Origin of the sequence: Rhodococcus sp. KRD197 (genome assembly GCF_017168235.1) — a bacterium.
Taxonomy (GTDB): Bacteria; Actinomycetota; Actinomycetes; order Mycobacteriales; family Mycobacteriaceae; genus Rhodococcoides.
In genome coordinates this window covers 463641-486874 of sequence record NZ_JABFAO010000004.1, presented here as the reverse complement: position 1 = coordinate 486874, position 23234 = coordinate 463641, and the positions used below count along the sequence as shown (strand labels likewise).

At 62.5% G+C, this 23234-nt stretch carries 20 protein-coding genes; 12 read left to right on the top strand and 8 right to left on the bottom strand.

The window, feature by feature from the left end; translation table 11 throughout:
- The first annotated feature begins 47 nt into the window (after positions 1 to 47).
- The gene (locus J1M86_RS08520; RefSeq protein ID WP_307786570.1) at positions 48 to 1769 is read left to right on the top strand and encodes a cholesterol oxidase substrate-binding domain-containing protein; all 1722 of its coding nucleotides are present in this window, start codon (positions 48 to 50) and stop codon (positions 1767 to 1769) included.
- A 240-nt stretch (positions 1770 to 2009) separates the two neighbouring features.
- Positions 2010 to 3440 (top strand): IS1380 family transposase, encoded by a 1431-nt coding sequence (locus J1M86_RS08515; RefSeq protein WP_206509519.1) that lies wholly within the window; start codon positions 2010 to 2012, stop codon positions 3438 to 3440.
- 355 nt (positions 3441 to 3795) lie between these two features.
- On the opposite strand, the gene J1M86_RS08510 is transcribed toward J1M86_RS08515, so the two are convergent.
- The gene (locus J1M86_RS08510) at positions 3796 to 5007 is read right to left on the bottom strand and encodes an IS4 family transposase (protein WP_206509518.1); all 1212 of its coding nucleotides are present in this window, start codon (positions 5005 to 5007) and stop codon (positions 3796 to 3798) included.
- Between the two features lie 80 nt (positions 5008 to 5087).
- Between J1M86_RS08510 and J1M86_RS08505 the strand changes: the two genes are divergently transcribed.
- The gene (locus tag J1M86_RS08505; RefSeq protein WP_241259731.1) at positions 5088 to 5267 is read left to right on the top strand and encodes an FAD:protein FMN transferase; all 180 of its coding nucleotides are present in this window, start codon (positions 5088 to 5090) and stop codon (positions 5265 to 5267) included.
- A gap of 64 nt (positions 5268 to 5331) precedes the next feature.
- On the opposite strand, the gene J1M86_RS08500 is transcribed toward J1M86_RS08505, so the two are convergent.
- Genes J1M86_RS08500 through J1M86_RS26690 form a run of 3 tightly spaced genes read right to left on the bottom strand, consistent with a single transcriptional unit; the run spans position 5332 to position 6803 of the window.
- A complete protein-coding gene (locus J1M86_RS08500) occupies positions 5332 to 6303 on the bottom strand; it encodes an NAD(P)H nitroreductase (RefSeq protein WP_206509516.1) in 972 nt (323 codons plus the stop codon).
- A gap of 56 nt (positions 6304 to 6359) precedes the next feature.
- Positions 6360 to 6638, bottom strand: a complete 279-nt coding sequence (locus J1M86_RS08495) for a hypothetical protein (RefSeq protein ID WP_075838250.1) — start codon at positions 6636 to 6638, stop codon at positions 6360 to 6362.
- Between the two features lie 39 nt (positions 6639 to 6677).
- Entirely contained in the window at positions 6678 to 6803 is a 126-nt protein-coding gene (locus tag J1M86_RS26690; protein ID WP_274611672.1) for a hypothetical protein, read from the bottom strand.
- 290 nt (positions 6804 to 7093) lie between these two features.
- Here J1M86_RS26690 and J1M86_RS08490 point away from each other — a divergent pair, with 290 nt between their 5' ends.
- Positions 7094 to 7534 (top strand): hypothetical protein, encoded by a 441-nt coding sequence (locus tag J1M86_RS08490; protein ID WP_206509515.1) that lies wholly within the window; start codon positions 7094 to 7096, stop codon positions 7532 to 7534.
- A 57-nt stretch (positions 7535 to 7591) separates the two neighbouring features.
- On the opposite strand, the gene J1M86_RS08485 is transcribed toward J1M86_RS08490, so the two are convergent.
- Genes J1M86_RS08485 through J1M86_RS08475 form a run of 3 tightly spaced genes read right to left on the bottom strand, consistent with a single transcriptional unit; the run spans position 7592 to position 12247 of the window.
- On the bottom strand, positions 7592 to 9010 hold the full coding sequence (locus J1M86_RS08485) for an NAD(P)/FAD-dependent oxidoreductase (protein WP_206510000.1): 1419 nt from the start codon (positions 9008 to 9010) through the stop codon (positions 7592 to 7594).
- Positions 9007 to 10749 (bottom strand): DUF3556 domain-containing protein, encoded by a 1743-nt coding sequence (locus tag J1M86_RS08480; protein WP_206509514.1) that lies wholly within the window; start codon positions 10747 to 10749, stop codon positions 9007 to 9009. The genes J1M86_RS08485 and J1M86_RS08480 overlap by 4 nt, the downstream gene beginning before the upstream one ends.
- Before the next feature lie 31 nt (positions 10750 to 10780).
- The gene (locus tag J1M86_RS08475) at positions 10781 to 12247 is read right to left on the bottom strand and encodes a class I adenylate-forming enzyme family protein (RefSeq protein ID WP_206509513.1); all 1467 of its coding nucleotides are present in this window, start codon (positions 12245 to 12247) and stop codon (positions 10781 to 10783) included.
- 168 nt (positions 12248 to 12415) lie between these two features.
- On the opposite strand from J1M86_RS08475, the gene J1M86_RS26685 reads away from it, so the two are divergent.
- On the top strand, positions 12416 to 13711 hold the full coding sequence (locus J1M86_RS26685; RefSeq protein ID WP_206509512.1) for a CdaR family transcriptional regulator: 1296 nt from the start codon (positions 12416 to 12418) through the stop codon (positions 13709 to 13711).
- A gap of 37 nt (positions 13712 to 13748) precedes the next feature.
- Here the strand turns inward: J1M86_RS26685 and J1M86_RS08465 are convergent, their stop codons facing one another.
- Positions 13749 to 14681 carry an alpha/beta hydrolase gene (locus J1M86_RS08465; protein ID WP_206509511.1) on the bottom strand — a complete coding sequence of 311 codons (933 nt, stop codon included), beginning with the start codon at positions 14679 to 14681 and terminating at the stop codon, positions 13749 to 13751.
- Between the two features lie 209 nt (positions 14682 to 14890).
- Here J1M86_RS08465 and J1M86_RS08460 point away from each other — a divergent pair, with 209 nt between their 5' ends.
- The 7 genes from J1M86_RS08460 to J1M86_RS26975 all read left to right on the top strand — a co-directional run bounded on the left by J1M86_RS08460 (position 14891) and on the right by J1M86_RS26975 (position 22814).
- Positions 14891 to 15142: a hypothetical protein gene (locus tag J1M86_RS08460; RefSeq protein WP_206509510.1), complete on the top strand. Its 252-nt coding sequence runs from the start codon at positions 14891 to 14893 to the stop codon at positions 15140 to 15142.
- 83 nt (positions 15143 to 15225) lie between these two features.
- Positions 15226 to 15507, top strand: a complete 282-nt coding sequence (locus J1M86_RS08455; protein ID WP_206509509.1) for a type II toxin-antitoxin system RelE/ParE family toxin — start codon at positions 15226 to 15228, stop codon at positions 15505 to 15507.
- 24 nt (positions 15508 to 15531) lie between these two features.
- Positions 15532 to 15837 carry a HigA family addiction module antitoxin gene (locus J1M86_RS08450; RefSeq protein ID WP_206509508.1) on the top strand — a complete coding sequence of 102 codons (306 nt, stop codon included), beginning with the start codon at positions 15532 to 15534 and terminating at the stop codon, positions 15835 to 15837.
- A 165-nt stretch (positions 15838 to 16002) separates the two neighbouring features.
- Complete coding sequence (locus J1M86_RS08445; RefSeq protein ID WP_206509507.1) at positions 16003 to 16995, top strand: NmrA family NAD(P)-binding protein; 993 nt, start codon at positions 16003 to 16005, stop codon at positions 16993 to 16995.
- Positions 16992 to 17777: an SDR family oxidoreductase gene (locus tag J1M86_RS08440; protein WP_206509506.1), complete on the top strand. Its 786-nt coding sequence runs from the start codon at positions 16992 to 16994 to the stop codon at positions 17775 to 17777. Before J1M86_RS08445 ends, J1M86_RS08440 begins: the two co-directional genes overlap by 4 nt.
- A 52-nt stretch (positions 17778 to 17829) precedes the next feature.
- Positions 17830 to 18573 carry a TetR family transcriptional regulator gene (locus tag J1M86_RS08435; RefSeq protein ID WP_206509505.1) on the top strand — a complete coding sequence of 248 codons (744 nt, stop codon included), beginning with the start codon at positions 17830 to 17832 and terminating at the stop codon, positions 18571 to 18573.
- A gap of 1052 nt (positions 18574 to 19625) precedes the next feature.
- Positions 19626 to 22814 (top strand): zinc-ribbon domain-containing protein, encoded by a 3189-nt coding sequence (locus J1M86_RS26975; protein ID WP_206509504.1) that lies wholly within the window; start codon positions 19626 to 19628, stop codon positions 22812 to 22814.
- Positions 22815 to 23234 lie beyond the last annotated feature (420 nt).

Below are 23234 nucleotides of genomic sequence, written 5' to 3'. Positions count from 1 at the left end.
GTTCTATTGTGATGCCACTGGCATCGAAATACTCGAGGGGTTTACACGTGGCCGAACGGAATGCACCCGCGGCGCTGTCACGCCGCCGCTTCTTCGGTGCGGCAGCAGTCGCTGCTGTTGCTGTCACCGGGTTCTCCGAATGGGTTCCGGCGGCGGCGGTGCCCGCAGGCGATGCCACCCTGCCGGTTCCACCCGAATTCCCATCCGGCATCGACCTCTATCAACAGAGCTACGAGAACTGGTCCAAGGAAATCAGTTTCGACAGCGTCTGGACCTGCGCACCGCGCGACGAACGCGAGGTGGTGAACCTGGCCAACTGGGCTGCGGAGCAGGGCTACACTTTGCGAGCTCGCGGCTCGATGCACGGGTGGAGTCCGCTGACCGTCGTTCCCGGATACTCCGTCGACGCAGTCGTCCTTCTCGATACCACCAGACACTTGACCGGCGTGAGCGTCGACCCGACGGGAACCCCGGCCACGGTGACCGCGCAGGGCGGCGCCAGTCTGCTTGCCATCCTGACTGCTCTCGAAGCCGAGGGGTTGGGCTGGGCGAGCATCCCCGCCATCGGAGACATCACCATCGGCGGCGCACTTGCCATCGACGCACACGGCGCGACCGCCCCAGCCGAGGGCCGAACCGCCGAACCCGGCCTCAGCTTCGGATCCGTCAGCAATCTCGTCACCGCCCTCACCGCAGTCGTGTGGGACGAGTCCGCGGGTGAGTACTCCACCCGTACCTTCGCTCGATCCGATCCCGGCATCCTGCCACTGCTCACCCACCTCGGACGAACGTTCATCACCTCCGTCACCCTCCAGGCAGGAGCCGACCGGCGTGTGCGGTGCCAGAGCATCCTCGACATCGGCTGGCGGGAATTGTTCGCCCCCGCTGGGGCACCGGGCCGAACCTTCGAACGGTTCCTTGCCGCGTCGGGAAGCGTCGAGGCAATCTGGTTTCCGTTCACCGACGCACCATGGCTCAAGGTGTGGACCGACGAACCGGAGCGCCCGATCGAATCGCGGGAAGTGACCGGGCCCTACAACTACGCTTTCTCCGACACACTTCCCGAACTGATCACCGACGGGCTCGGTTCCACCGCGCCGCATATCGGTGCCGCTACGCCGGCCTTTTCGGCTTCTCAGCTCGGCGCAGTCACCGCAGGTCTGGCGCTCACCGGTACCGCAGACATCTGGGGCACATCGAAGAACACGCGTTTCTACCTTCGGGCGACGACGCTCCGCGTTACCGCGGGCGGTGGGGTCCTACTCACCGCCCGCAAGAACGTCGCCACCATCATCCACGACATGACGACCTGGCTCGAGGAACGACTCGGTTACTACAGTTCGCTGGGCGAGTATCCCGTCAACGGGCCGTTCGAGGTACGGCTATGCGGATTGGACTACGACGTCGACGTCGACAGCGCCGGCTCACCATCGATTTCGGCGCTGTCGCCGATTGCCGAGCACCCGGAATGGGACACGGCGATCTGGATGAACGTCGTCTCCATCCCGGGCACTCCCGGCATGCATGCATTCTTCCGTGAGATGGAACAGTGGATGCACCAACATTATTCGGGATCACTCGGGATGATGCGACCGGAATACTCCAAGGGCTGGGCCTTCACAGACGACCGGTCGCATGCCGACCTCCCTTTCCTGACCGAAACCCTGCCCTCCCGCTACCGCGAGTGGGACTCCGCGGCCGCGGCATTCGATACCTACGACCCACACCGAGTCTTCCGAAACCCATTCCTGGACAGGATAATGCCCTGAAATTCCTCGAACCGACGCCGCGCATTCCGAGGGCGCTGCCATCTCCGCCCAGATCGGCCAGGCGGGACCCGTCGCGAGTACCAAGTCCAACCGCGCCTCGACGACCGGACTCGTGTTAAGCCTGGATGCACCGATGAGGTAGCCGCTCAACGTGCGCGTTAGACGCGAAATGCCCTGCTGTGGTGAAAGAATGGGACTTCCTACAGAACCGATTCTGACCACAAGAAGGGCATCTCGCAGATGCAACTATCTCACACCCGACCTGTCACTGCCGCAAGGTTCGACGACCCCAATCTCGTGTCCGCAGCCGGGCTGGTCCCGGTGCTGGCGTTGGCGCAGCGATCAGGGTTGCTGTCGTTGGCCGACGAGCATCTGAGTGTGCCGACCGACAAAGGCGCCAACGCGGGCCGCAAGGTCGGATCGCTGGTCGCGGGGATGGTCGCTGGCGCGGACAGCATCGCCGACATGGCGATCCTTCGGCACGGCGCACTGGGAACGCTCTTCGACCGACCGTACGCGCCCTCGACCTTGGGGTCGTTTCTGCGCCAGTTCCGGTTCGGGCATGTCCGCCAACTCGACGCAGTCGCGTCCCGACTGCTCTCAGGGCTCGCCGAGCAGACCCCGGTCCTGGCCGGGATCGACACCGGCCCGGTGATGATCGACATCGACGACTCGATCATCGAAGTCCACGGACACAGCAAACAAGGATCCGGCTACGGCTACTCCGGAGTCCGCGGATTGAACTCGCTGATCACCACCGTCACCACGACCACTGCAGCACCGGTGATCACCGGGCAACGCCTCCGGAAAGGCTCATGTGGATCCGCGCGCGGTGCAGCCCGGATGATCGCCGACACCTTGTGCACGGTACATCGAGTCCGCACGGCAGTCATCAATTCTGCTGCTCCACAGCAGATGTCGGCCCCATTGGTGCGTGCCGATTCGGCGTACTTCGGGCACCCCGCCATCTCGGCAGCGATCCGTGGCGGCGCGGACGTCTCGATCACCACCGGACTGAACTCGGTGATCCGCACCGCGATCAGTGCAATCCCGGCCGACGCGTGGACCCCGATCCGCTACACCAACGCGATCTTCGACGACGCCACCGAGTCGTGGATCTCGACGGCGGAAGTTGCCGAAATACCGTTCACCGCGTTCACGGCACAGAAGAAAGCCCACCACATCCCCGGCCGGTTGATCGTGCGCCGCATCCCGGACCTACGACCGAAGAAAGACCAAGGACAACAGCAACTGTTCGACGTGTGGCGCTTCCACGCATTCTTCACCACCACCGACCCACACGATCTCGACACCGTCACCGCCGACCAGGTCCACCGCCGGCACGCAATTATCGAACAAGTCCACGCAGACCTCAAGAACTCCGCCCTCGCCCACATGCCGTCGGCACATTTCTGCGCCAACGCAGCCTGGCTGGTCTGCGCGGTGATGGCGTTCAACCTCACCCGCGCCGCCGCCACCATCACCGGTGACTCGGCGCTGGCGAAAGCGACGACCGGCACGATCCGGCAAACCCTGATTTCGGTGCCGACCCGTATCGCCTACTCGGCCCGGAAAATCACCCTCCACCTACCCACAGGCTGGCCGTGGGAGAAACAGTGGATGACACTGTTCGAGAACACGTTCCCTCGAAATCTACCGATCGCAGCCTAACGACCAGCACCCTTACCCACACACGAGACGAAAACGCCAGTGGAACAACCCGATAGTCGAGATCGGCCGAACAATCACGCCTCGTATCCAGGTCGATACCGCGCAACATCATTCAGAACAAACGAGTCAGCTCATCGGTGCATTCAGGCTAAGCAAAATACCGTTCAGTTAGTGCTGAATGATAGTGCATTGGGGTGACGTTGTGGGTTGTGGATGGTGTTGGTGCCGGGAGCGTTTGGCTGCCCATTTGATGACTTTTCGTTTGACGACCCGCGGGTTCGCTCGTAGGCGACGTGCGGGATTGAATCGGTGTTGCAGTTTTTCGATGGCGTGGTTCCACATCCGGGTGACCGCTTTATGGTTGTGAGGGGGAAAAAGAGCTGTGCGAGAGCGATCTTCGCGTGATTCGTAGCGCCGCGACGAATGAGACCCGGTCGGGGTCGCGGCCACCTGCTCGCGCGGCGTCGACCATCAATGTTCGGATGGCGTAGTGGCAGCACAGGTGGCCCCAGATTTCTTGGAGTACCAGTGGTGGGGATTTCGATCGCAGGACCGCTCGGGGTCCACGCTGATGGGTTTTCAGTTCGTCGAAGGTGTTCTCGATTTCCCAGCGTTGGGCGTAGGCCAGTGCCAGGTCTTTCGCGGGTGCGTCGGCGGGGTCGAGGATCGTGGTCAACAACCGATACTGCTCGGGGTTCTCGCGTCCGTCGTCGAGTGCGTAGTCGATTACCCGCACTGTCAGCGGTGTTCGATGCTGACGCCGGGTGCCCGAGGTCGGGATTATCGTCGCCAGCCAGGAGCCGTCGTCGAGGGTCTCGACATGCTTCGGCGACAGCGTGGATTTGACCCGCCACAACAGGTCGGCGCCGCTCGCTGCCGCCCGGGTCCACATCTGAAACCCGTAGAAACCACGGTCGGCGAGCAGCAGCATTCCCGGTTCGAGACGGTCGAGGAGATCATTCGACAACTCCCGCTCCGAGGTCGAACACGGGCCGATTGCGGCATCGACGAGTGCATGGGTGCCGCATTCGGCCACTGCCACCAGTCGTGCCTGCGGATACGCGGACTGCTCGCCTCGGCTCGATGCCGGTCTACCGAAATGCTCGGTGTTGGCGGGCGTGTCGGCCAGATCCAGGCAGGTACCGTCGATGGCCACCAACCGGCGCCCGGCGAGCCAGGCGCCGGGTGTGGCTGCGACCGCGACAGGCTGCGCAACGCGACGGAACAATGCTTCCAACGGCTCCGCTCCCAGGCGTGAACGTGCCTGAAAGATAGCCGATTTCGTCGGAGCAGTCCATGACTGAGACCACCCCGAGGACCAGGACAAACCGTCGGTAAGCTGCTCGAACACATCCTCATACGACCCGTCGGCATTCAACGCCATTCCGATCGCGAAATAGGCCGTCACCCGCGCGGTCAACGTCCTACTCCGCTGCTCGGTCCGGCCGCACTCCGCGATCACCGCATCAACAACATCCGGCGCAAACACCCTGGTCAACAACCCCACCGACACCACATCCGACAACCGACGATCCGACACCGGCTTCACCCATCCACTACGAGGCACACCTCATACTACCTCGTCGAAACACTAACTGAACGGTATTGAGGTTAAGCGCGCGGTGGCCTCGGCCGTCGGCTCCAAGGTTGCGCGGCGCGCATATCATCGATCCCCGCACCGGACGAGGAGTCGAGCATCCGGGATCCGCCACTGTCGCCGGCCCTGACCTCCTGTGGGCCGACGTGTGGGCCACGGCGACGTTCATCGATCCCACTGCGCTCGACGACCGCGCAGAGTGGGCCGCCTACCGGTTGTACGCAATATGAAAACTGCCACGCCCGCTCGCGCAGACTGCCGGTAAGCCGCTCACGGGAGATAGGTCATCCAGGACTATGTCGCGGGTTCGAAGACCTCGCGCAGCGGGCGCCGCGGCGTCATCGCAGGCTCAGGTTCCGCTTGTGGGGTCAGACCGACCCGAATCAACAGCTGAGGATAAGACGCCCGGCCAATCAGGGCGGCGATGACCTCGCGGCCGGCCGGAGATTCGGTGATGTTGGTCAGAGTGCAGGTGGCCATGCCGGCCATGGTGCACTCCAACAGCACGGTCGAGAGCACTTCGCCGCAGCGCACCGCATCGCCGCCGGTGTTGTCATCGGTGGAAAGCACCAGAATCGTGGAGCGGTCCGCTGTGATGCTCGGGCGCCGCTGACTGTCGTCACCGACTGGAAAGGCGCGCGCCACATCGACGTGCTGGCGCTCGGTGGCGGATGCCAGCGAGCTGTAGGGGATGCCTTCGGCTTCCTCGGAAGATGCAGTCCACCAATCCAGTTCGGCGTGGTAGGACGAGTCGTACTGCCGCAGAGACTCACTGAGCCGGGAGGCATCGGCCAGCTTGTGACGGTCATCGTCTGATACGACGTCCAGGTGGGCGTCACGATCGGAGAATGTACTACGCACCATGGGCTCGAACAGCTTCCAGTCCGTCGGTGCGGCGAACGGGAGCCGGTCGGTTCTGCGCCGCTCGATTGCGGCGGCGCGAGCACGGTGACCATCGGTTACGAAGCTCGAGGGAGTGAAACTGATTGCAGCTACATGGTTCAGGTTGTTGGGGTTGGGGAACCGGTCGACATTGATTGTCCACCCTGCTGCCTGCATCGCGACACGGAAATGGTCGAGCAGGGCGCCACAACTGATCAGCGCCTCCCGGCCCGAATAGTCCGTTGCGCGAGCCCATCGACTCGGATCGACGAACAGGTTGAGCCCGCCGCTATCAGCGACCCACCGCCAGGGCTGGCTGTTGTGCACAGACGGGGCGCGACACGCCAACTGCACCGCTGCCGTCACGACATCTGCCTCGGGCATATCCGGCCTCCGATTCGTCACTGCTATCGTTTCCCGCCTCGTCACCAACAGACCCTCTAGCTGGGTGTTCCGTCATCCGGCGCGTACCCGGCCTTTCGGAGCATCCGGCGCAGGTCAACGGTTTGCTGCACGTCGATGTCTTTGCCGCGCGGAGCCTCGAAAACTTCTGTGTCGGGTCCAAGGGCGACGGTGAACTTGCCGTTGTGCTCCTCGGTTACGGTGCCGAGGGCCTGGAGGAGCGACAGGACCTGACGCCACTCGATGTTGCCACCGGTCGGGTGCTGGAAAACCCTCTCGATGGTCTGGCGATGGTGACTGCTTACGTGCGCGGGCACTGGTCGGTCCTCTCGTTGACGGTTACCGGATTCTTCATGTCATGCCGACGCTGGGTCGAGGATGCGGTCGGCGAGGAGTTCGACGCAGTCGCTGAGTCGCGGCCACAGCAGCGCGTACCCCAGGGCGGCCGGCTGCGGCGTCCGATGCGGGGCTGCGGTGGTCATTGCGGTTCCCGGAGGGTGCGGTGGTCACTGACGTGTTCAGCCGAGTGCGAGGGCTCTATGACAGGCTGCGGCGCAGCCACTCTCATACCGGACTGGTTGTGCTTTCCAACGTTGTCGACGCTACACCCCACTGGACTGCCGCGCGCGGCTCTGCGACATCCGGTGAATGCCGGTACGACGGGCAACGGGATTCGAACCCGCCGATAGCCCCGATTTCGTCCGCACCGCTCCCCGATCCGGCAGGATGGATACACAGTCTCGAAATGTCCACAACCGGACGGTGCGGGTAAATGAATCGTATTCTGTACGTGCTGATCATCGTCACCTTGTGCACGCTCGCGGTCGTCGGGTTCCTCGTGGCGTTGAGTTCCTTCCGGGAAACGACACCACGTCCGCTCGCCGACGAGACGTTCATGATCCACGGCCAGCCGACGACCTGCAGCATGCTCTTCGGGCAGGCGTGCGACTACAGTCTCCAGTCCGAGTACAACCGGTGGGGCAACGGACTCGAATCCTTTATCGAGTCGAGCCCGCTGGGCCCCTACGCCACCGAAATCGGGTTCGCGGCCTCGGCCAAGCTCAGCCTGCAAGCATGCGGGCTCGCCCGCACTGCCGGCAAAACAGCCCTGGAATTCGAGACCCTCGCCCGGCGCGAGCACCCCGAGGCAACCAGTCCGCAACTGTTCCCGTTCTGGAACCGGACGCGACAAGGGCTGTGCCCCCAGCCATGAGTCCTCAGGGTCGCCGGGACGGGCAGCTGTGACCCGCGTCCGATCCAGGCCGATGGCTTACCTCCCTGCTACCTTGCGGAGCGCCGCCTGGGCAGCGTTGAACCCGCCCATTCCGTGTACCCCTCCCCCTGGAGGGGTTGCTGCCGAACAGATGTAGACCCTGTCGATGCCGGTCCAGTACGGGTTGATGCTCACACGCGGGCGCAGTGCGACCTGGCCGGGATCGTTCGAGCCGGTGACGATGTCGCCGCCCACGTAGTTGGGGTTGTACGTGGGCATCTGCGTGGTCGATCGGACAGCGCGCGCGACGATGCGTTTACGGATCCCTGGGGCGAAGCGTTCGATCTGATCGATGATCACCTCGCTGGCGTCACCGGTGTAGCCGTTGGGGACGTGGGCGTAGGTCCAGATCGGATGGATATTGCCCTGCGAGCGGGTGGGGTCGGCCACGTACTGCTGGCCGAGCAGGACGAACGGCCGTCGCGGCATGATTCCTCGATGGACGTCGCGTTCGGTGGCGGCGACCTCCTCGTAGGTGCCACCGAGATGAACGGTTCCGGCGCGCCGCGCACTCTCGTTCGTCCAGGGAATACCGTCCTCGACGGCGAGGTCGAGCTTGAAAGCGCCGGGTCCGTAGCGCCATCGACGATAGGGCCGTGCCACCCGTTTGGGGAGGGCATCGCCGGCGATGTCGGCGATCGCGGTCGGCGAGAGATCCAGCATGACGATGTCGCTCGGCGGAATCTGCTGCAGCCGAGTCACTCTGATGCCGGTTTCGACCTTTCCGCCGTATTCGGTGAGCACCGACACGAGGGCATCGCTGATAGCGCGAGAGCCACCTTCGGCCACCGGCCAGCCGTACTTGTGGCCGGCGGCGATCATCATCACTCCGACGGCGGAGGTGGTCGGCCGGGTCAGTGGGTAGAGCGCGTGGGCGGCGACACCCGAGAACAATGCGCGTGCCTCGGGCGTACGGAAGCGCCTGGCGGTGAGCGATGCCGGTGCCAATGCGTTGAGTCCGAACTTGGTCAACGCGATCGGGTGTCGCGGCATGTGCAGCAGCGGCTGGAACAAGTCGGTTGCCAGGTCGTCGAAACGGTCCGACAGCGGCCCGAAGAACCGCTGCCAGGCATCACCGTCGGCGCCGAGCCCGGCCGCCGTGTCGGTGATGGACCGATGCAGCACCCCGGCGCTGCCGTTGTCGAGGGGTTGAACCGCGTCGATCTCCGGATACTTCCACGTCAGTCCGTGGGCCTCGAGATCGAGACTCGCGAAGAACGGTGACCCTGCGCCCATCGGGTGCACCGCCGAGCAGTCGTCGTGCAGCACACCCGGCAAGGTCAGCTCGGAGGTTCGGGTGCCACCGCCGACCTTGTCGGCCATCTCGAGGACCGTCACCTCGACGCCGGACATCGCCAGCGTTACCGCGGCAGCGAGACCGTTGGGTCCCGATCCGACGACTGTCGCGGTGGTCACCGTTGCCCGGCCACGTCGGTAGTCGAAGTGACGGTCACGGGGATCGACTCCGTCTCGTTCAGCCACGACTGGCGGGTGATCATGTCGGAGACGGCTACTGTCCCCTCCTCGATGAGACCGGTTGCCGCGTCGACGATTCGGTAGCTCTGGGTTCCTCGGTGCATCGGCTGCCCTTCGATCATGACCACACGGATGTCGCCGTCGGCAAAATGGCATTTGCGCTGCAGCGCTTCCAACAACTGTTGATTGTGCAGGTGCCCTTCACCGAAGTTCCAACCGAGTATCGCACCGGCGAGGAACTCTCCTTCCCGGATGACGTATTCCTCGCGGTTGCCCACTGCCCGCGAGATCAGACCCATGTGCGCTCGTCCGTGGCTGTGCATCGACCGCCAGGCGGTGAACTTCTGCATCATGAATTCGCTGGTGTCCTCGTCGTACAGCTTCAACAGCTGAAACTTCGTCATCGGAGCGGACTTGACGATCTCCGCTTGCAGCCGCTCTTCGACGCCGGGTCGCATGATCCACGTGTTGGTGGCCCAGTTTCCTGCGTAGTAACGCATACCCATGAGGAACGAGATCCACTGCGGCTTGGTTCCTCCGACAACGATGCCCGCGATCAACGCGACGACGATCAGATACGGCCAGATGCTCGTGGCGTTCCACAGTGAGTATTCGCTGCCGGAGTAGTTGCCGAACAGGAACCATGCGGCACCGATGACGAAGAGGTTCCACTCCAGGGGTACCCCGGCGGGGAAGGTCGACAGGATGAACAGGTGAAAGATGGTCAGGCCGATCAGGACCACGGTTGTCAGCGTCGAGTTCATCGAGAAGATCAGGATGGCCGGCAGGACGTACTCGATGGCAGTTCCTTGATGGGCGGCGAATTTCGCAAAGGTGGACGGCCGCATGTCTTCGGGGTAGTTGCGGTAGAGCTTGCGCTTGAGCCAGGTGCTCGGCAGCAGCGGACTGTTGGAGATCATCACCGCCACCACGAAGGGAAAGTGATGGTTGAGCTTGGATGTCGCAGCGCCCCACCAGATGGCCAGCATGACCAACTTCAGCGCGATGATCATGTCGACGAAGGGGAACAGGAAGGCGATGATCATGACGAAGTACTGATCCGAGCGGGCGGCCAGGAAGATGGTCTTGTCACGCAGGCCGACGAGCACCAGCAGCGCGATCACGGCAATCGGAACTGCCGGTGCGAGCATGCCTGCGGCGCCGGTGCCGCCCGGCACACCGTCGGAGATCAGTCCCCAGATCAGGACTCCGAGCAAACCGGCGTACGCGATGACGTCGCCGACTGTGCGGGTGTCACCGGCGGTGAGCGGAATCCGGTTCGGCCACGGTGCGAGCCGCATCGTTCCCGGGCGCAGCCAGTAGGTGAACCCGCCGACGGGCGGGAAGAAGCGCATTGTCAACGGCCCTGAGCCACAACCGAATCCCATGACCTCGAACAGGACGGTGAACAGGACGAACTTCTGGAAGACAATCGGCTGGGTCCACCACGATCCGATTTCCGAGAGCGAACCCAGGCCCGGTGTCGACGAGGAGATGATCCACAGTGGGATCGTGACGTACGCGATCATCTTGATCACGTAGAACAGATAGGCACCGACGGGCGTGCCGAAACCGTGTTCACCCCAGTGCTGTACTTGGATTTTCAGGCGATCGAGCTGAGGGAGGCGACGCCACTGTCCGAGGTCGATATCGGGCAGGGTCGGTGACAACAGACCCATCGTGATTCCTTTCGGAGAAGGTGAATTGGGGTTACGTGGAGACTGCGGGTGCGACCAAACGTCGACGCAGCGAGGGCTTGTCGATCTTCCCGACGGGATTCTTGGGCACCTCGTCGACGAAAATGGTGTCGACGGGCCACTTGTACTTCGACAGAGAGCGTTGGACGTGCGATTCGATGTCGGTCTCGGTGAGGGTGGCGTCCGCGGTGAGCGAGACGAACAGCACCGGTTCCTCACCCCTGACCTCGTGCGGCTGACCGACCACGGCTGCTTCGTAGACACCCGGCAGTTGGTAGACGACGTTCTCGATTTCTTTGGGATAGATGTTCTCGCCGCCGCGGATGATCATGTCCTTGGCACGGTCTACCAAGACGAGATAGCCGTCGTCATCGAGACGTCCGATGTCGCCGGTCCGTAGCCAGCCGTCACGGATGGTCTTGGCTGTCTCCTCGGGTCGTCCGAGATAGCCCCGCATCACGTTGGCTCCCTTGACGAGAACCTCTCCGGGGCGACCGTCGTCGATGGTGTCCCCGTTCTCGTCGACGATTCGAATGCGCTGTCCGAGCATCGGAAGTCCGACTGTTCCCGGCTTGCGTAGGCCGCCGAGGGGATTGACCGTCGATGCGCAGGTGCCCTCGGACAGGCCGTAGCCTTCGACGACAGGTACACCGAACCGGGCCTCGAAGGCCGCGAGCAGTGCCGGGCTCGCCGGGGCTGCTCCGCACACGGCGAATCGCAGGGAGCTGGTGTCGGGTATCACCGCGTCGGGGAGGTTGGCCAGCATCGCGTAGATGGTCGGCACACCCGAAAAGAAGGTCGGCCGTGCGGATTCGACACGACCGAAGAACGTCGACGGGTCGAACCGGCCCGCTATGGTTGCGCGCCCGCCGGCTGCGAGGGGTGAAAGAATACTCACAACGATGCCGTTGACGTGGAACAGCGGCAGGATCAGCAGACTGTGCACCTCGGGATCGAGGGAAAATGCATCGATGCACATCGTCGTCATCGCTGTCAGGTTGACGTGATCGAGCATGACCCCCTTGGGCTTTCCCGTCGTACCGCTGGTGTAGATCAGCAGGGCGAGGTCTTCCGCGGCGGTTGCCGACTGGGGACCTGCTGCGGCGAGTTCGGTCAGGTCGGTCAACCGAGCGACCTCGAGTGGAGTCTTCAGCACTAATTCCGGGGCCGTGATCACCAACGCTGCTGAACAATCGTGGATCTGGTACCCGATCTCCTGCGCGGTCAACGACGGGTTGACCGGTGTCGCAGCTGCCCCCAGACGCCACGCGGCGAACAGAGCGATGATGAACTCGACCTGGTTCGGCAGCATGATCGCCACGACATCCCCATGAGAGATGCCGCGGCCGGAGAGAAGCGCCGCCGCCGAGCGCACGGCGTCACGCAATTCTCGATTCGTCAGTGATATTCGATCGTCGGCGATGGCGGGCGCGTTTGGAGCGGTCGATGCGCGGAGATCGAGAAGGTCGGGCAGGTGCATGGAGATCCTTCACTGGAGGAAGCGGTCGCCACAACGCTATGGACGCGATGTGACGCAGGCCATATCTCCCGACAATGAAGTTTCGGACCGCGTTTGTCTCGCGGAGACAAGCCTCGGGTCCAGAGAAAGGGGCAACCGCAGGGTCTCGGACGGCCTATTGTCGATATCGTGCGACCGCCACCATCCAATGTCACCACCGCGTCGGCAGTCGAAGCTGTCGTCGCTACCGTCATCGCCGAGATGAGCCCTCACCTACTCGAGGAGTCACGAAACATTCGTGATGTTCTCGAACGTGAGATTGCAGAACTCGGCGGGGACAGTCAGTTGCTCGAGCTACTCGGTGCGAGCATCGAGGGCAACGTCGACACCGTCTTCCATGTCTTGCAGCACGGCATCACGGCGGACCACCTGCATGCGCCCTCTGCTGCGATGGAATATGCCCGCAGGCTCGCCCAGCATGCCATTCCCGTGACCGCGCTCGTGCGCGCCTACCGACTCGGTCAGACCACGCTGCTCGATCGGATCTTCGCCAGACTCGAGACGTCTCATATCGATCCCGTTCTTGGACTTCAGGTTTCGCACCACATCGTCTCGATCAGCTCGGCGTACATCGACTGGATCTCGGAGCAGGTCGTCACCGCATACCAGGTCGAGCACGAACGGTGGATCGCCAATCGAAACAATGTCCGAGCGACCCGCATAAGGGACCTGCTCTCGAACTCCGGCTCGACAGACGACAACCAGGCGTCCCAGGCCATCGGATATCAACTGGACCGACATCACTGCGCAGCAATTTTGTGGATGGACAAGCCGCGATCCGACCGAGACGGGTTGCCTGTCCTCGAACAGTTGGCCCGCCGAATGTGCGAGACGCTCGACGAGAACCCGACGCCCCTGTTCGTGGCAGCAGACAACCTGACCGCATGGGTGTGGATACCGACCGGCCGCGGGGCGGGACGACTCGATGTGAACAACGTCCATCAGCTGGTCGACGACAGATTCGGTGGAGCCCACGTAGCCTTGGGCACAACCGAATTCGGTAGTGCGGGTTTCAGGACTTCGCATCTGCACGCGCAGCAGACCCGCTCGATGGCCGTCCTCGCCGCCGCAGGCGACCGCATCGTCACCTCCTACGAGGATCCGGGCCTGGCATTCAGCGCATTGGCAAGCGCAGACCTGACCCGCGCCCGCCAGTTGATCCGCAACACCCTCGGCCCACTTGCCGACGACACAGATGCGGCGCGGCGACTCCGTGAGACTCTCCGCGCCTTTTTCGACCATCAGTCCAGCCACAAAGCAACGGCACAGACACTCCACCTGCACTACAACACGGTGAAGTATCGGGTCAAGAGCGCCGAACAGATGCTCGGTCACCCGATCGCCGGGCACCGATTCGACATAGAACAAGCGCTGGTGTTGCAGTCGTGGCTGGGCAGCGCGACCGACTCGACCCGAGCCGAGTGACGCCGGGCTTTCTCTGGATTCGGGATTCGTCGAAGTTTCAGGGTGCGAGCGGTACCGCTGTCCTCAGGAACGCCAACTGTTCCTCGATCACCGTCGGGAACATCGGTTCCACGTAGGGATCGAAGTGGCCGCCGGGGTGGATGTGAACGGTCACGCCTGGGATCTTCGATGCCGCCTTCAAGGCGACCGAAGCCGGGGTCACCGCGTCGTCGGACATGATCTGAACGACGGTTGGGCACGTGATCGCTCCCGCAGTGCGAGCAGGGGAATACAGGCCGATTCTGAGCAGGATTCGTGCGGCGACATTTTCGGGATAGTCGCCGTCCTTCAGGCCGGATGCAGCAAAGAGTCGGTCGCGTGCGTCCATCGCGTCGGGGGTAGTCATCACTGCCACATCTCCCGGTCGACCCACGGAATCGATGTAGCGCGGCGACAGCCTCAGCACAGCCCGAGCTCCGTCGATCACGGCAGAGGGCAGCACGCGCAGTGTGTTGCGAAGGCCGGTTGCGCGCACAGCTGCAGGACCGCTGACGTGTGGGACCTGCGCGATGACGGCCGCGAAGTTCTCGCCCGTACCGGCCAGAGTGAGGACGTGGCCGCCTGCGAACGAGGTGCCCCAGCCGACGATGCGTCGGGAATCGACGCCGTCCAGCGAGCGGGCGTACGCGATGGCATTGCGGTAGTCCTGCTGCTGCTTGGCGATATTGAGAAGCTGGCGTGGCTCGCCTTCACTGTCGCCGAAGTGCCGGTAGTCGAAGACGAGGACCGTGTACCCGGCACGGGCGAATGCGTCCGCGTAGCTGTAGAGCCGGAGGGCGCGGGGAGTGCCGAACCCGTGAGCCATCACCACTGCAGGCGTGTCGGTCGTGGCCGCAGCCGGCCGGAACACCGCTACCGCACAGCGCATGCCTTCGGAGTCGAACCATTCGTCACTGCGGGAGTATTCGGCTGGCGCGTCACTGCTAGGCATGGCGAGTCTTTCGTGTCGAAGTGAGGGCGATCCGGTGGCATCGACCGGGTCCAGCTTTCTTGATTGCTATTCAAGAAGGTAGCAGCGTCTTGAATGGTAATCAAGATTGTGTTTCGCGTGCAGGGGCTGACTTCGCCCGCACTGCTCCCCTACCCGGCAGGATGGATACACACGGTCTCGAAGTGTCCAAATCCGGACGGTGCGGGTAAATGAATCGCATTCTGTACGTACTGATCATCGTCACCTTGTGCACGCTCGCGGTCGTCGGGTTCCTCGTGGCGTTGAGCTCCTTCCGAGACACCACACCACGTCCGCTCGCCGACGAGACGTTCATGATCCACGGCCAGCCGACGACCTGCAGCATGCCCTCCGGGCAGGCGTGCGTCTACAGTCTCCAGTCCGAGTACAACCGGTGGGGCAACGCTACTACGGTCCGTTCGGTCAGGTATGCATCGACATGACCTGGAAGCCGGGGCACTGGGCCCACAGCCGGGGTCCAACTAAGTCGTTTGACGATAGTATCGCCGCACGATAGCATGATGTCGTGATCCGGTCTTTCAAAAACACCGACACCGAGAACGTCTGGAACCGACAGCATGTACGAGCGTACGGACCGGAACTGCAACGAGCAGCACAGAAGAAGCTTCGTCTCCTCAACGCAGCCTCCGAGCTGAACAGCCTGAGAGTGCCACCCGGCAACCGCCTGGAAAAACTTGTAGGCGACCGTGCCGGACAGCATTCGATACGCATCAACGACCAATACCGAATCTGCTTCGTCTGGACAGACAACTACGCAGACGACGTCGAGATCACCGACTACCACTGACCGATCACAGATAGGAGACTGACCATGGCCGCAACAACGAAGGCACACGACCCAATCACCCCCGGCGAAATACTGATGACCGAGTTCCTGGAGCCGCTGGGCATCACACAGTATCGCCTCGCCCAAGCCACCGGACTCCCTCAAACCCGAATCAGCCAAATCGTTCGCGGCAGACGCGCGATCACCACCGACACAGCCCTACGCCTGTCCAAAGCCCTCGGCGTCGACGACCGCTTCTGGATCAACATCCAGATCGACTACGACCTCGAAGTCGAACGAGACCTCCACGCCGACGAACTCGCCAGAGTCACCAAACTCGTCGCCAGCTAGAGATACGTGGGCCACGGCATTTGTCCAACGTTTCGACTCAGCCCCGGAGATAGACATCACGCAGCCTCTCTACTGCCTCCTCAAACTTCCTTGCTTTATTTGCACTAGATATGCAATATTTGCAAACGCGCCGGGGTTCACCGCGCCCACCATCGAGGAGGTCCGATGATCACTGTGACCAGTGCCGCAGGTGGAGTAGGCCGTCTGCTCGTTCGACAACTGGCTGCACGGGATGTGCCGATTCGCGCTGTCGTGAAGAACGAAGTTCAGGCCGCGACCACCCGCCGGGATGGGGCGACGGAGGTCGTCGTAGGCGATCTACGGTCTGCCGCGACGCTCGACGCCGCCCTGACCGGGGCCGATGTTCTCTACCACGCAGCGCCGACGCAGATCATCGACGAAAGACCGATCATCGAACATTTGATCGCATCGGCACCTTCGAATGGATTGCAGCACATCGTATTCCACTCTGTGATTCATCCGAATCTGCATCAGCTGACGCACCATCACCAGAAGGACATAGCCGAGGGCCTCTTGCGCGAGAGCGGAATCCCCACCACGGTACTCAGGCCGTCGCACTACATGCAGAACTACCTGGAAGTATGGGACTTCCTGCAGGCCGGAGTCATGCCGTACCCGGTCTCACCGGACAGCGTCATGGGTGTCGTCGATGTCGCCGACGTCGCCGAAGCAGCGGCGAACATCCTGATCGACCCGTCGCCGCACACCGGTTGCACGTACGACCTGTCCACGGTGGAACTCACGCGCCACGAGATGGCAGAGATCTGGTCACGCGTGTTGGGACACCGGGTCACCGCCATTCGGATCCCACCATCGTCGCTGACGAATTCACTCGACGTGCTGCCCGCACTCGCCTCGGTCGTCGGGCATTCCGTGCGATCGACCAAGTTGCATTCGGTCGGTCACCTCGTTCGCGGTACCCAGGCTGCGTCGAACCCTCGCGACATGAAGAACTGGCCGGCAGATGCACGCGAGGCGTACCGCACGATGATGACCCATTACGACGCTCACGGCCTACCGGCTGGAGACCTGACAGTTCTCCCGACTCTGCTCGGACACGCACCCACGTCGTACGAAGAGTTTGCACGCCGCTCGGCCGCTGAGCTCGGGCGCACGCCCGCCGGTTCGGTCCGATGAACCGACGAGGTTCTCGCTATCGGCCTGGCCGCTCGCTGGTGACCGGCGCGAGCTCGGGAATCGGTGCCGAGTTCGCGCGGGTGTTGGCCTCCCGGGGCTCCGATCTCGTACTCGTCGCACGACGAGAAGACCGTCTGACGACCTTGGCGGACGAATTGGAGCGAACTCACGGTATCCACTGCCGGACGTTGGCCTGGGACCTATCGGAGGAAGCGAGCGGACGCCGGTTACGGGAGGTCGTCCCCGAGCGCATCGATCTGGTCGTCAACAACGCCGGATTCGCCGTACAGGGTCCGTTCGTAGACGGCGACGCAGACGACTTCGCGCGCCTCGTCGCCGTCGACATCCGCGCTGTCGTGGACATCTGTTCGGCCTTCCTCCCCGACATGATCGCCCGCAGGACAGGAACCATCGTCAACGTGGCCAGCACGACTGCGTTCCAACCTGTTCCGACACTCGCGGTGTACGCGGCCGCAAAAGCATTCGTCCTGAGCTTCAGCCAGTCCCTGTGGTTCGAGTCAGCGCGACACGGCGTCCGAGTGTTCGCACTCAACCCCGGTCCCACCCGCACCGAATTTTTCGACGTCATCGGAGACTCGGCCGCAGCGACCGGCAGCTACCAAACACCGACCGACGTCGTTGCCACAGCGATGCGCACACTCGACTCCAGACGATCTCGGCCACAGGTTGTCTCGGGTCGACGAAATACCATTCAAGCCATCGCGGCAGGTCTCGTCCCCACACGAGTTCTCCTGCCCGCCCTCGCGCGAATGCTCCACTGAGTCTTCGAACCGACAAAATCCCCGCTTCTCCAGAGAATGTACTGTCACGATCATGGCCAGGGTTTCCAGATTCACACTCGCAGACCGCAAGGATGCAGTGGCACGCGCATTCGGAGGATCCGAAAGCCCAACGGCCGTCGCGACAGCCTTGGGCATCCACACCACCACGCTCTATCGCTGGGCCGGGTCGTCGACCACAGACGAACCCGGGCCCGCACCGGCACGACTCATCGAGGCCACCCAAGAACTACTACGGCACGCCGACTACGCAGACATCACGATCGAAAGTGTGGCTGCACGATGCGGTCTCGCACCCAGAACGGCATTCCACCACTTCCCCACCAAACGTGAGCTGTTCCAGGCCGCGGTGAACGATGCGGCCACCGTTCTGATCGGGCGCATCCACGACAGATCGGCCGACGCCACCTGGCCGGACACCCCTCTCGAGCAACTGCAGACATTTCTCCGGATCGCCGCCGAGAGCATCTACGACACCCCACGAACTCACGTATTGTTCCGCAACCTCGGAGTACCGAAATCCGAAGGAACAGCCGAACATTGGCACGACAGCTTCGTGGACGCAATCGTCGAATTGCTCCGCGCCGCTGCGGAGGCAGGGCAGATCGACAGCACCACAAACCTGTCCGCGGCCGCACGCCTCCTAACCGGGGCCATGCGCGGCATACACACCGCAGTCTTCGACGGAGCCGATAGCGACACCGCACTCGATCTCGTCGAAAGAGTGCACCTACTGATCCCGACCCCGTATGTCTCGCCGCAAGAAGAAGAGCAATGACCACCACACATTTCGAGACTGCGATTCGATGTTCCGTTCGATTCGGATAGTACCGCGCAACCTATCGTGGGGATGGCAGCTATTCGAGAGATGGCGACAGTCCTCGACGGCATTCTCCGTTGAGGAAAGCAGATATTTCGCCAGGCCTAGTTGTGACAGCCTCGTGACACCGAGCCACGCGCGGAGAGGCCATTTTGGCACGATCGCTGACCCCGAGCAGCACGAACGCGAAAATGCAGCGACGACGAACACACTGGATTCACGCGGATCCAAAAGCTACCACCCGACAATCACTGTCCTGGTCCAGAAATCTGGATCGACATGGACTCTGGTGCCCCCAGTCGGACTCGAATCGACACTTGACGGATTTTAAGTCCCTAAAAGTGGATTCACGTGAACGTCTCTGGACTCGATATTTGTTTATTTGCAACACTTTTCGTACATCACCGTCCGAACCGGTCCATGCACGAACGTACCAACTTGTGACACTCTAGTGACACCGAGCTACCGCCGATCTACCCACTCACAACAATAGTGAATGGTCACGGACAGCCACGGTGTCTGGTGGACACCGAGCAACCGCACACAACGATGCCTGTGCGGACTCGTGACAATGAGAACATTTATCGCGCTCCCACATCGCCCCCTCCGCGCGAGGGAAACGCTGGATAGAAAGTTCTAGAAAAGAACCCGACAATCTAGCAATGTAGGCCGAGACTCCTTACAAAATTTGTCGCAGCCGGCGCACCCTTCGAAGCACTATCTCAAAACGCTCGATCTCGGAATCTAGGACGTCTCGGCAGTCTGTACGTCCACATCCGACGTTCAAGCCGGTTCTTTTGGCTTCGACAGCGAAGCTTCGCAGCCACTGAGCGGCTGCCGAGTGGGGTGTCTCAACAAGCAACGATTCCAGTCAGTTCTCTGGCCATACATCAATTTCGTGCCGGGATAGCTGACTGTTGTGCTGTTCCACGGGCGGCGTCACCGGGTGCGTCCCGTGACTTTGATCCGCCGTGTCAGGGTGTGCCGCTAGTCTGTTGCGCAGATGGCAGATGAGACGGAAGGAAACCATCGTGGTGCGCGGAATCCCCCAGCCCGGCCGGTCACTGGCCGACGTGTACCCGGAACAGGCTCGCGAGTGGCATCCGACCCGAAACGACCGAGTGCCGCAACAAGTCACTCCAAGGAGCAACCGAAGAGTGTGGTGGCTGTGCGACGAGTGCGGGGAGGAGTTTCAGTCGACAGTGGCCAATAGGACATCGAATGCGTCCCAGGGCTGCAGGGCTTGCGCCACTCAGCGGCGGAGAGCCCAGGCTACCTTCGCAGGTCCTGGTGCCTCTTTGCTGGAACGCTTTCCTGACCTGGCCGCTCAGTTGCATTCGACGAAGAACGGTGAACGCACGGCTGCTTCCATTCGCCCGAACATGCGCGCCAAGATCTGGTGGCATTGTTCAGATTGTGGTCACGAGTGGGAGATGCCACCGCGTACGCGGACGGCTTCGCCATTCAGCGGCTGTCCGCCATGTTCTTGGCGCCGAGCCGGACGGATTCTTCGAACACCATCGCCCGGAAAGTCCCTCGCCGATCTTAGGCCAAGCGTTTCCTCCCAATGGCATCCCACCAAGAACGGCAAACAACAGCCAAGCGACGTTACCCTCAGCAGCGGAACCCGCGCGTGGTGGCTCTGTGACGATCCCGATTGCGGCCACGTGTGGCAGACGTCGGTCGCAAATAGAACAACTGGCAAGAAGACTGGATGCCCGAAGTGCAGTCGTGCTCAATCGAATAGCCCGGCCCCCGGCGGATCACTCGCCGAGCACCCGTCAGGGGTCATTGCGGAATGGCATCCGAGCAAAAACGGCTCGCTGGACCCAGGTCACATCAAACCAGGATCATCGGCCGCCAAAGTCTGGTGGGTCTGCACCCACTGCGCACACGAATGGGAGGCCACCCCCGCATCACGAACGAGCGCCGGCACAGGATGCTCTCCCTGCAGCTATCGAACCCGGATCGCACTGCGCGATGTTCCCAAGCCCGGACAGTCACTTGCAGAGAAGTTTCCGAATTTGCTCCTCGAATGGGACAAGTCGAGAAACGAACGGCGGCCCGAAGACCTCAAGACCGGAAGCGACATCAACGCGTGGTGGATATGCTCCGCACGCGGACACCAGTGGCAGGCGCGGATCTACACCCGCACCGGATCCGACCGAACCGGGTGCCCCGAGTGCATGCACCTCCCAGACCCCGGCCACTCGGCCGCGGACACATACCCACACCTCGTCGCACAGTTCCAACCAGACAAGAATCCCGACCGAACTCTAGACGAGTTCAAACCCGGTAGCGCGGTCAAAGTCTGGTGGACGTGCCAAGCTCAAGGCCACGAGTGGCAGGCATCAATTTCGAACCGGGCATCCGGAACAGGGTGCCCAAAGTGCACAATGTGGGGAATCTCCGAACAAGAGATCCGTTTGCGGTACGAACTGGCCGCGGCGGGATGCCCAGTCGATCACGACCATGAACGGATTCCGGTCAACGGTCGCCCATCGGTCAATGCCGACATCGTCATGCCCTCGTGGCGACTCGTCGTTGAGTTCGACGGCAGCCTCTACCATGCCGGCACCGCGGCACAGGCCCGCGATGTCAGACAGACGGATGCGCTCGTCGCGGCCGGGTGGGCCGTCATTCGCGCGCGCCACGCACCACTGGATCTGCTGACCGCCCACGACGTCGTTGTCGGGACAAACTCAGACGCCAAGCGAATGGCACTAACCGTTCTGCACAAGATCAACGAACTCGGCTTTCGGCCCGTTTACGCAGACGACTACCGAAATGACCCGGCTCCGTGGGGAACTGCCGCTGCCGACGCTGTCGTGTACCGACACCACAAGCGGAGTCTTTCGACCTTGTTCCCTCAGATCGCCGCCGAATGGCACCCGTCGGCTAACGATGACCGGCGTCCCGAACTTACGAACCCGGGCAGCAGGTTGCGAACGTGGTGGAAGTGCGCCGCCTGTGCACATGAGTGGGCCACCGCAATAAAGCATCGCACCAGTGAGGGGTCCGGTTGCCCCATGTGCGCCCGAGCGATGTCCGGCTTGGCAAGCCGCACACCACGAGCAGGCCAATCTGCCGCAGACCTCAACCCGCAACTCCTCGATATCTTCGACCCCATGCACAATGGATCGACAACTCTGTTCGATGTCAAACCCTCCTCCTGGATCGAGTTTTGGTGGAGGTGTCCAACCTGCGATCATCGGTGGAAGACGCGACCCCGAAGCCCCGGCTGCCGCCCCTGCGCGGCACGAGCACGAGGCATCGAGCGCTCAACTCCCCCGCCGGGACAATCGTTCGCCGATCTGCACCCCAAGTTCGCAGCGCAGTGGCATTCGACGATGAACGGAGAGCTGAAACCCCACGAGTTCAACCCCGGAAGCGGGACCGTGATCTGGTGGCTCTGCGGTGATTGCGGAAACGTCTGGCAGAGATCGATTGCCGGCCGGACCCTCAACGAATCTGGTTGCCGCGCATGCTCATCCGTCGAACGAGGGAAACGGAAACGAATGCCCTCTTCCGGTCGATCGCTGACCGACCTGCACCCCAAACTGGCGGCCGAGTGGGATGCAGCGCGCAACTCGGGCCTCACCCCAGGCTCCGTCAAACCGGGCAGCTCTGAGAGAGTGTGGTGGAAATGCGGCCGATGCGGCCATAGCTGGCAGGCCCTTATCTGGGCGCGCGCTCGTAAGGGACACGGTTGCAGAAAATGCGCCGGCAAAGTCATCAGCAAACTTCGATCGGCACCGAAGCCGGGGGCATCGCTGGCCGAGGTCAAACCGGAACTGGTCAAAAGACTTTGGCACCCGGATAGGAACCCCGATATGCACCCGTCCGACCTGACACCCAACAGTCACACCCGAGTGTGGTGGCGATGCCCCGACTGCGGGCACGAATGGCATGCAGCGCCTGGCAGCAACCCAGGGTGCGATCCCTGCGGAGCTAAGCGCACCGCCGCCAAGCTGCGAACCGTGAAGCCCGGCAACTCGCTAGCAGAGAAAGCTCCAAAGGTCGCCGCACAATGGCATCCGACCAGAAACGGCGACGTAAAACCCAACGGAATCAATGCAGGCACGTCCGACAACTACTGGTGGCTGTGCGAATCGTGCCAGCACGAGTGGAGAGCCAGACCTACGAACAGAACTCGACAAGCGTACCTTTGCCCACGGTGCAAAACTGCGATGCAATAGCCATGCCCAGTGGTGCAGAGGGCGAGCCACCGCAACGTCACATCAGCAACCGCCCCAACTGCAGGCAGCTTGGCAAATCCACGACCCTGCCAGGTCCACGACAGGGCAGATGTTCGCAGGCTGGCGCTGCCACGATCCGCGATAAATGCGGGAGTTTGCGCGGGTATCTAGGTCAGAAAAGTGGATGGACCTGGCCTAGGAGACTGCTGAAATATGCGGGATATGGGGAACTGGGCTCGCGGGCGGCTGTCCCGGTCCATGAGTAACAGGATCCCCAAAGTGTGTGCGAAGACCCGGATTTCCCGTCGAAGGCAGGAAATCCGGGGCCACGAGTACTGCGGAAGCACCCCGGCCGGGTGCGGGGCTCACCCACCGCCTATCCAAGGGCCCAGACCCCGTCCTCGACGCCCAACCCGAGGG

Bases quoted from the DNA above. Each gene is read 5' to 3' on its own strand.
- J1M86_RS08515 (WP_206509519.1), top strand. From the start codon at position 2,010: ATGCAACTATCTCACACCCGACCTGTCACTGCCGCAAGGTTCGACGAC.
- J1M86_RS08500 (WP_206509516.1), bottom strand. From the start codon at position 6,303: ATGCCCGAGGCAGATGTCGTGACGGCAGCGGTGCAGTTGGCGTGTCGC.
- J1M86_RS26690 (WP_274611672.1), bottom strand. From the start codon at position 6,803: ATGACCACCGCAGCCCCGCATCGGACGCCGCAGCCGGCCGCCCTGGGG.
- J1M86_RS08490 (WP_206509515.1), top strand. From the start codon at position 7,094: ATGAATCGTATTCTGTACGTGCTGATCATCGTCACCTTGTGCACGCTC.
- J1M86_RS08480 (WP_206509514.1), bottom strand. From the start codon at position 10,749: ATGGGTCTGTTGTCACCGACCCTGCCCGATATCGACCTCGGACAGTGG.
- J1M86_RS08475 (WP_206509513.1), bottom strand. From the start codon at position 12,247: ATGCACCTGCCCGACCTTCTCGATCTCCGCGCATCGACCGCTCCAAAC.
- J1M86_RS08465 (WP_206509511.1), bottom strand. From the start codon at position 14,681: ATGCCTAGCAGTGACGCGCCAGCCGAATACTCCCGCAGTGACGAATGG.
- J1M86_RS08460 (WP_206509510.1), top strand. From the start codon at position 14,891: ATGAATCGCATTCTGTACGTACTGATCATCGTCACCTTGTGCACGCTC.
- J1M86_RS08450 (WP_206509508.1), top strand. From the start codon at position 15,532: ATGGCCGCAACAACGAAGGCACACGACCCAATCACCCCCGGCGAAATA.
- J1M86_RS08445 (WP_206509507.1), top strand. From the start codon at position 16,003: ATGATCACTGTGACCAGTGCCGCAGGTGGAGTAGGCCGTCTGCTCGTT.
- J1M86_RS08440 (WP_206509506.1), top strand. From the start codon at position 16,992: ATGAACCGACGAGGTTCTCGCTATCGGCCTGGCCGCTCGCTGGTGACC.
- J1M86_RS08435 (WP_206509505.1), top strand. From the start codon at position 17,830: ATGGCCAGGGTTTCCAGATTCACACTCGCAGACCGCAAGGATGCAGTG.
- J1M86_RS26975 (WP_206509504.1), top strand. From the start codon at position 19,626: ATGAGACGGAAGGAAACCATCGTGGTGCGCGGAATCCCCCAGCCCGGC.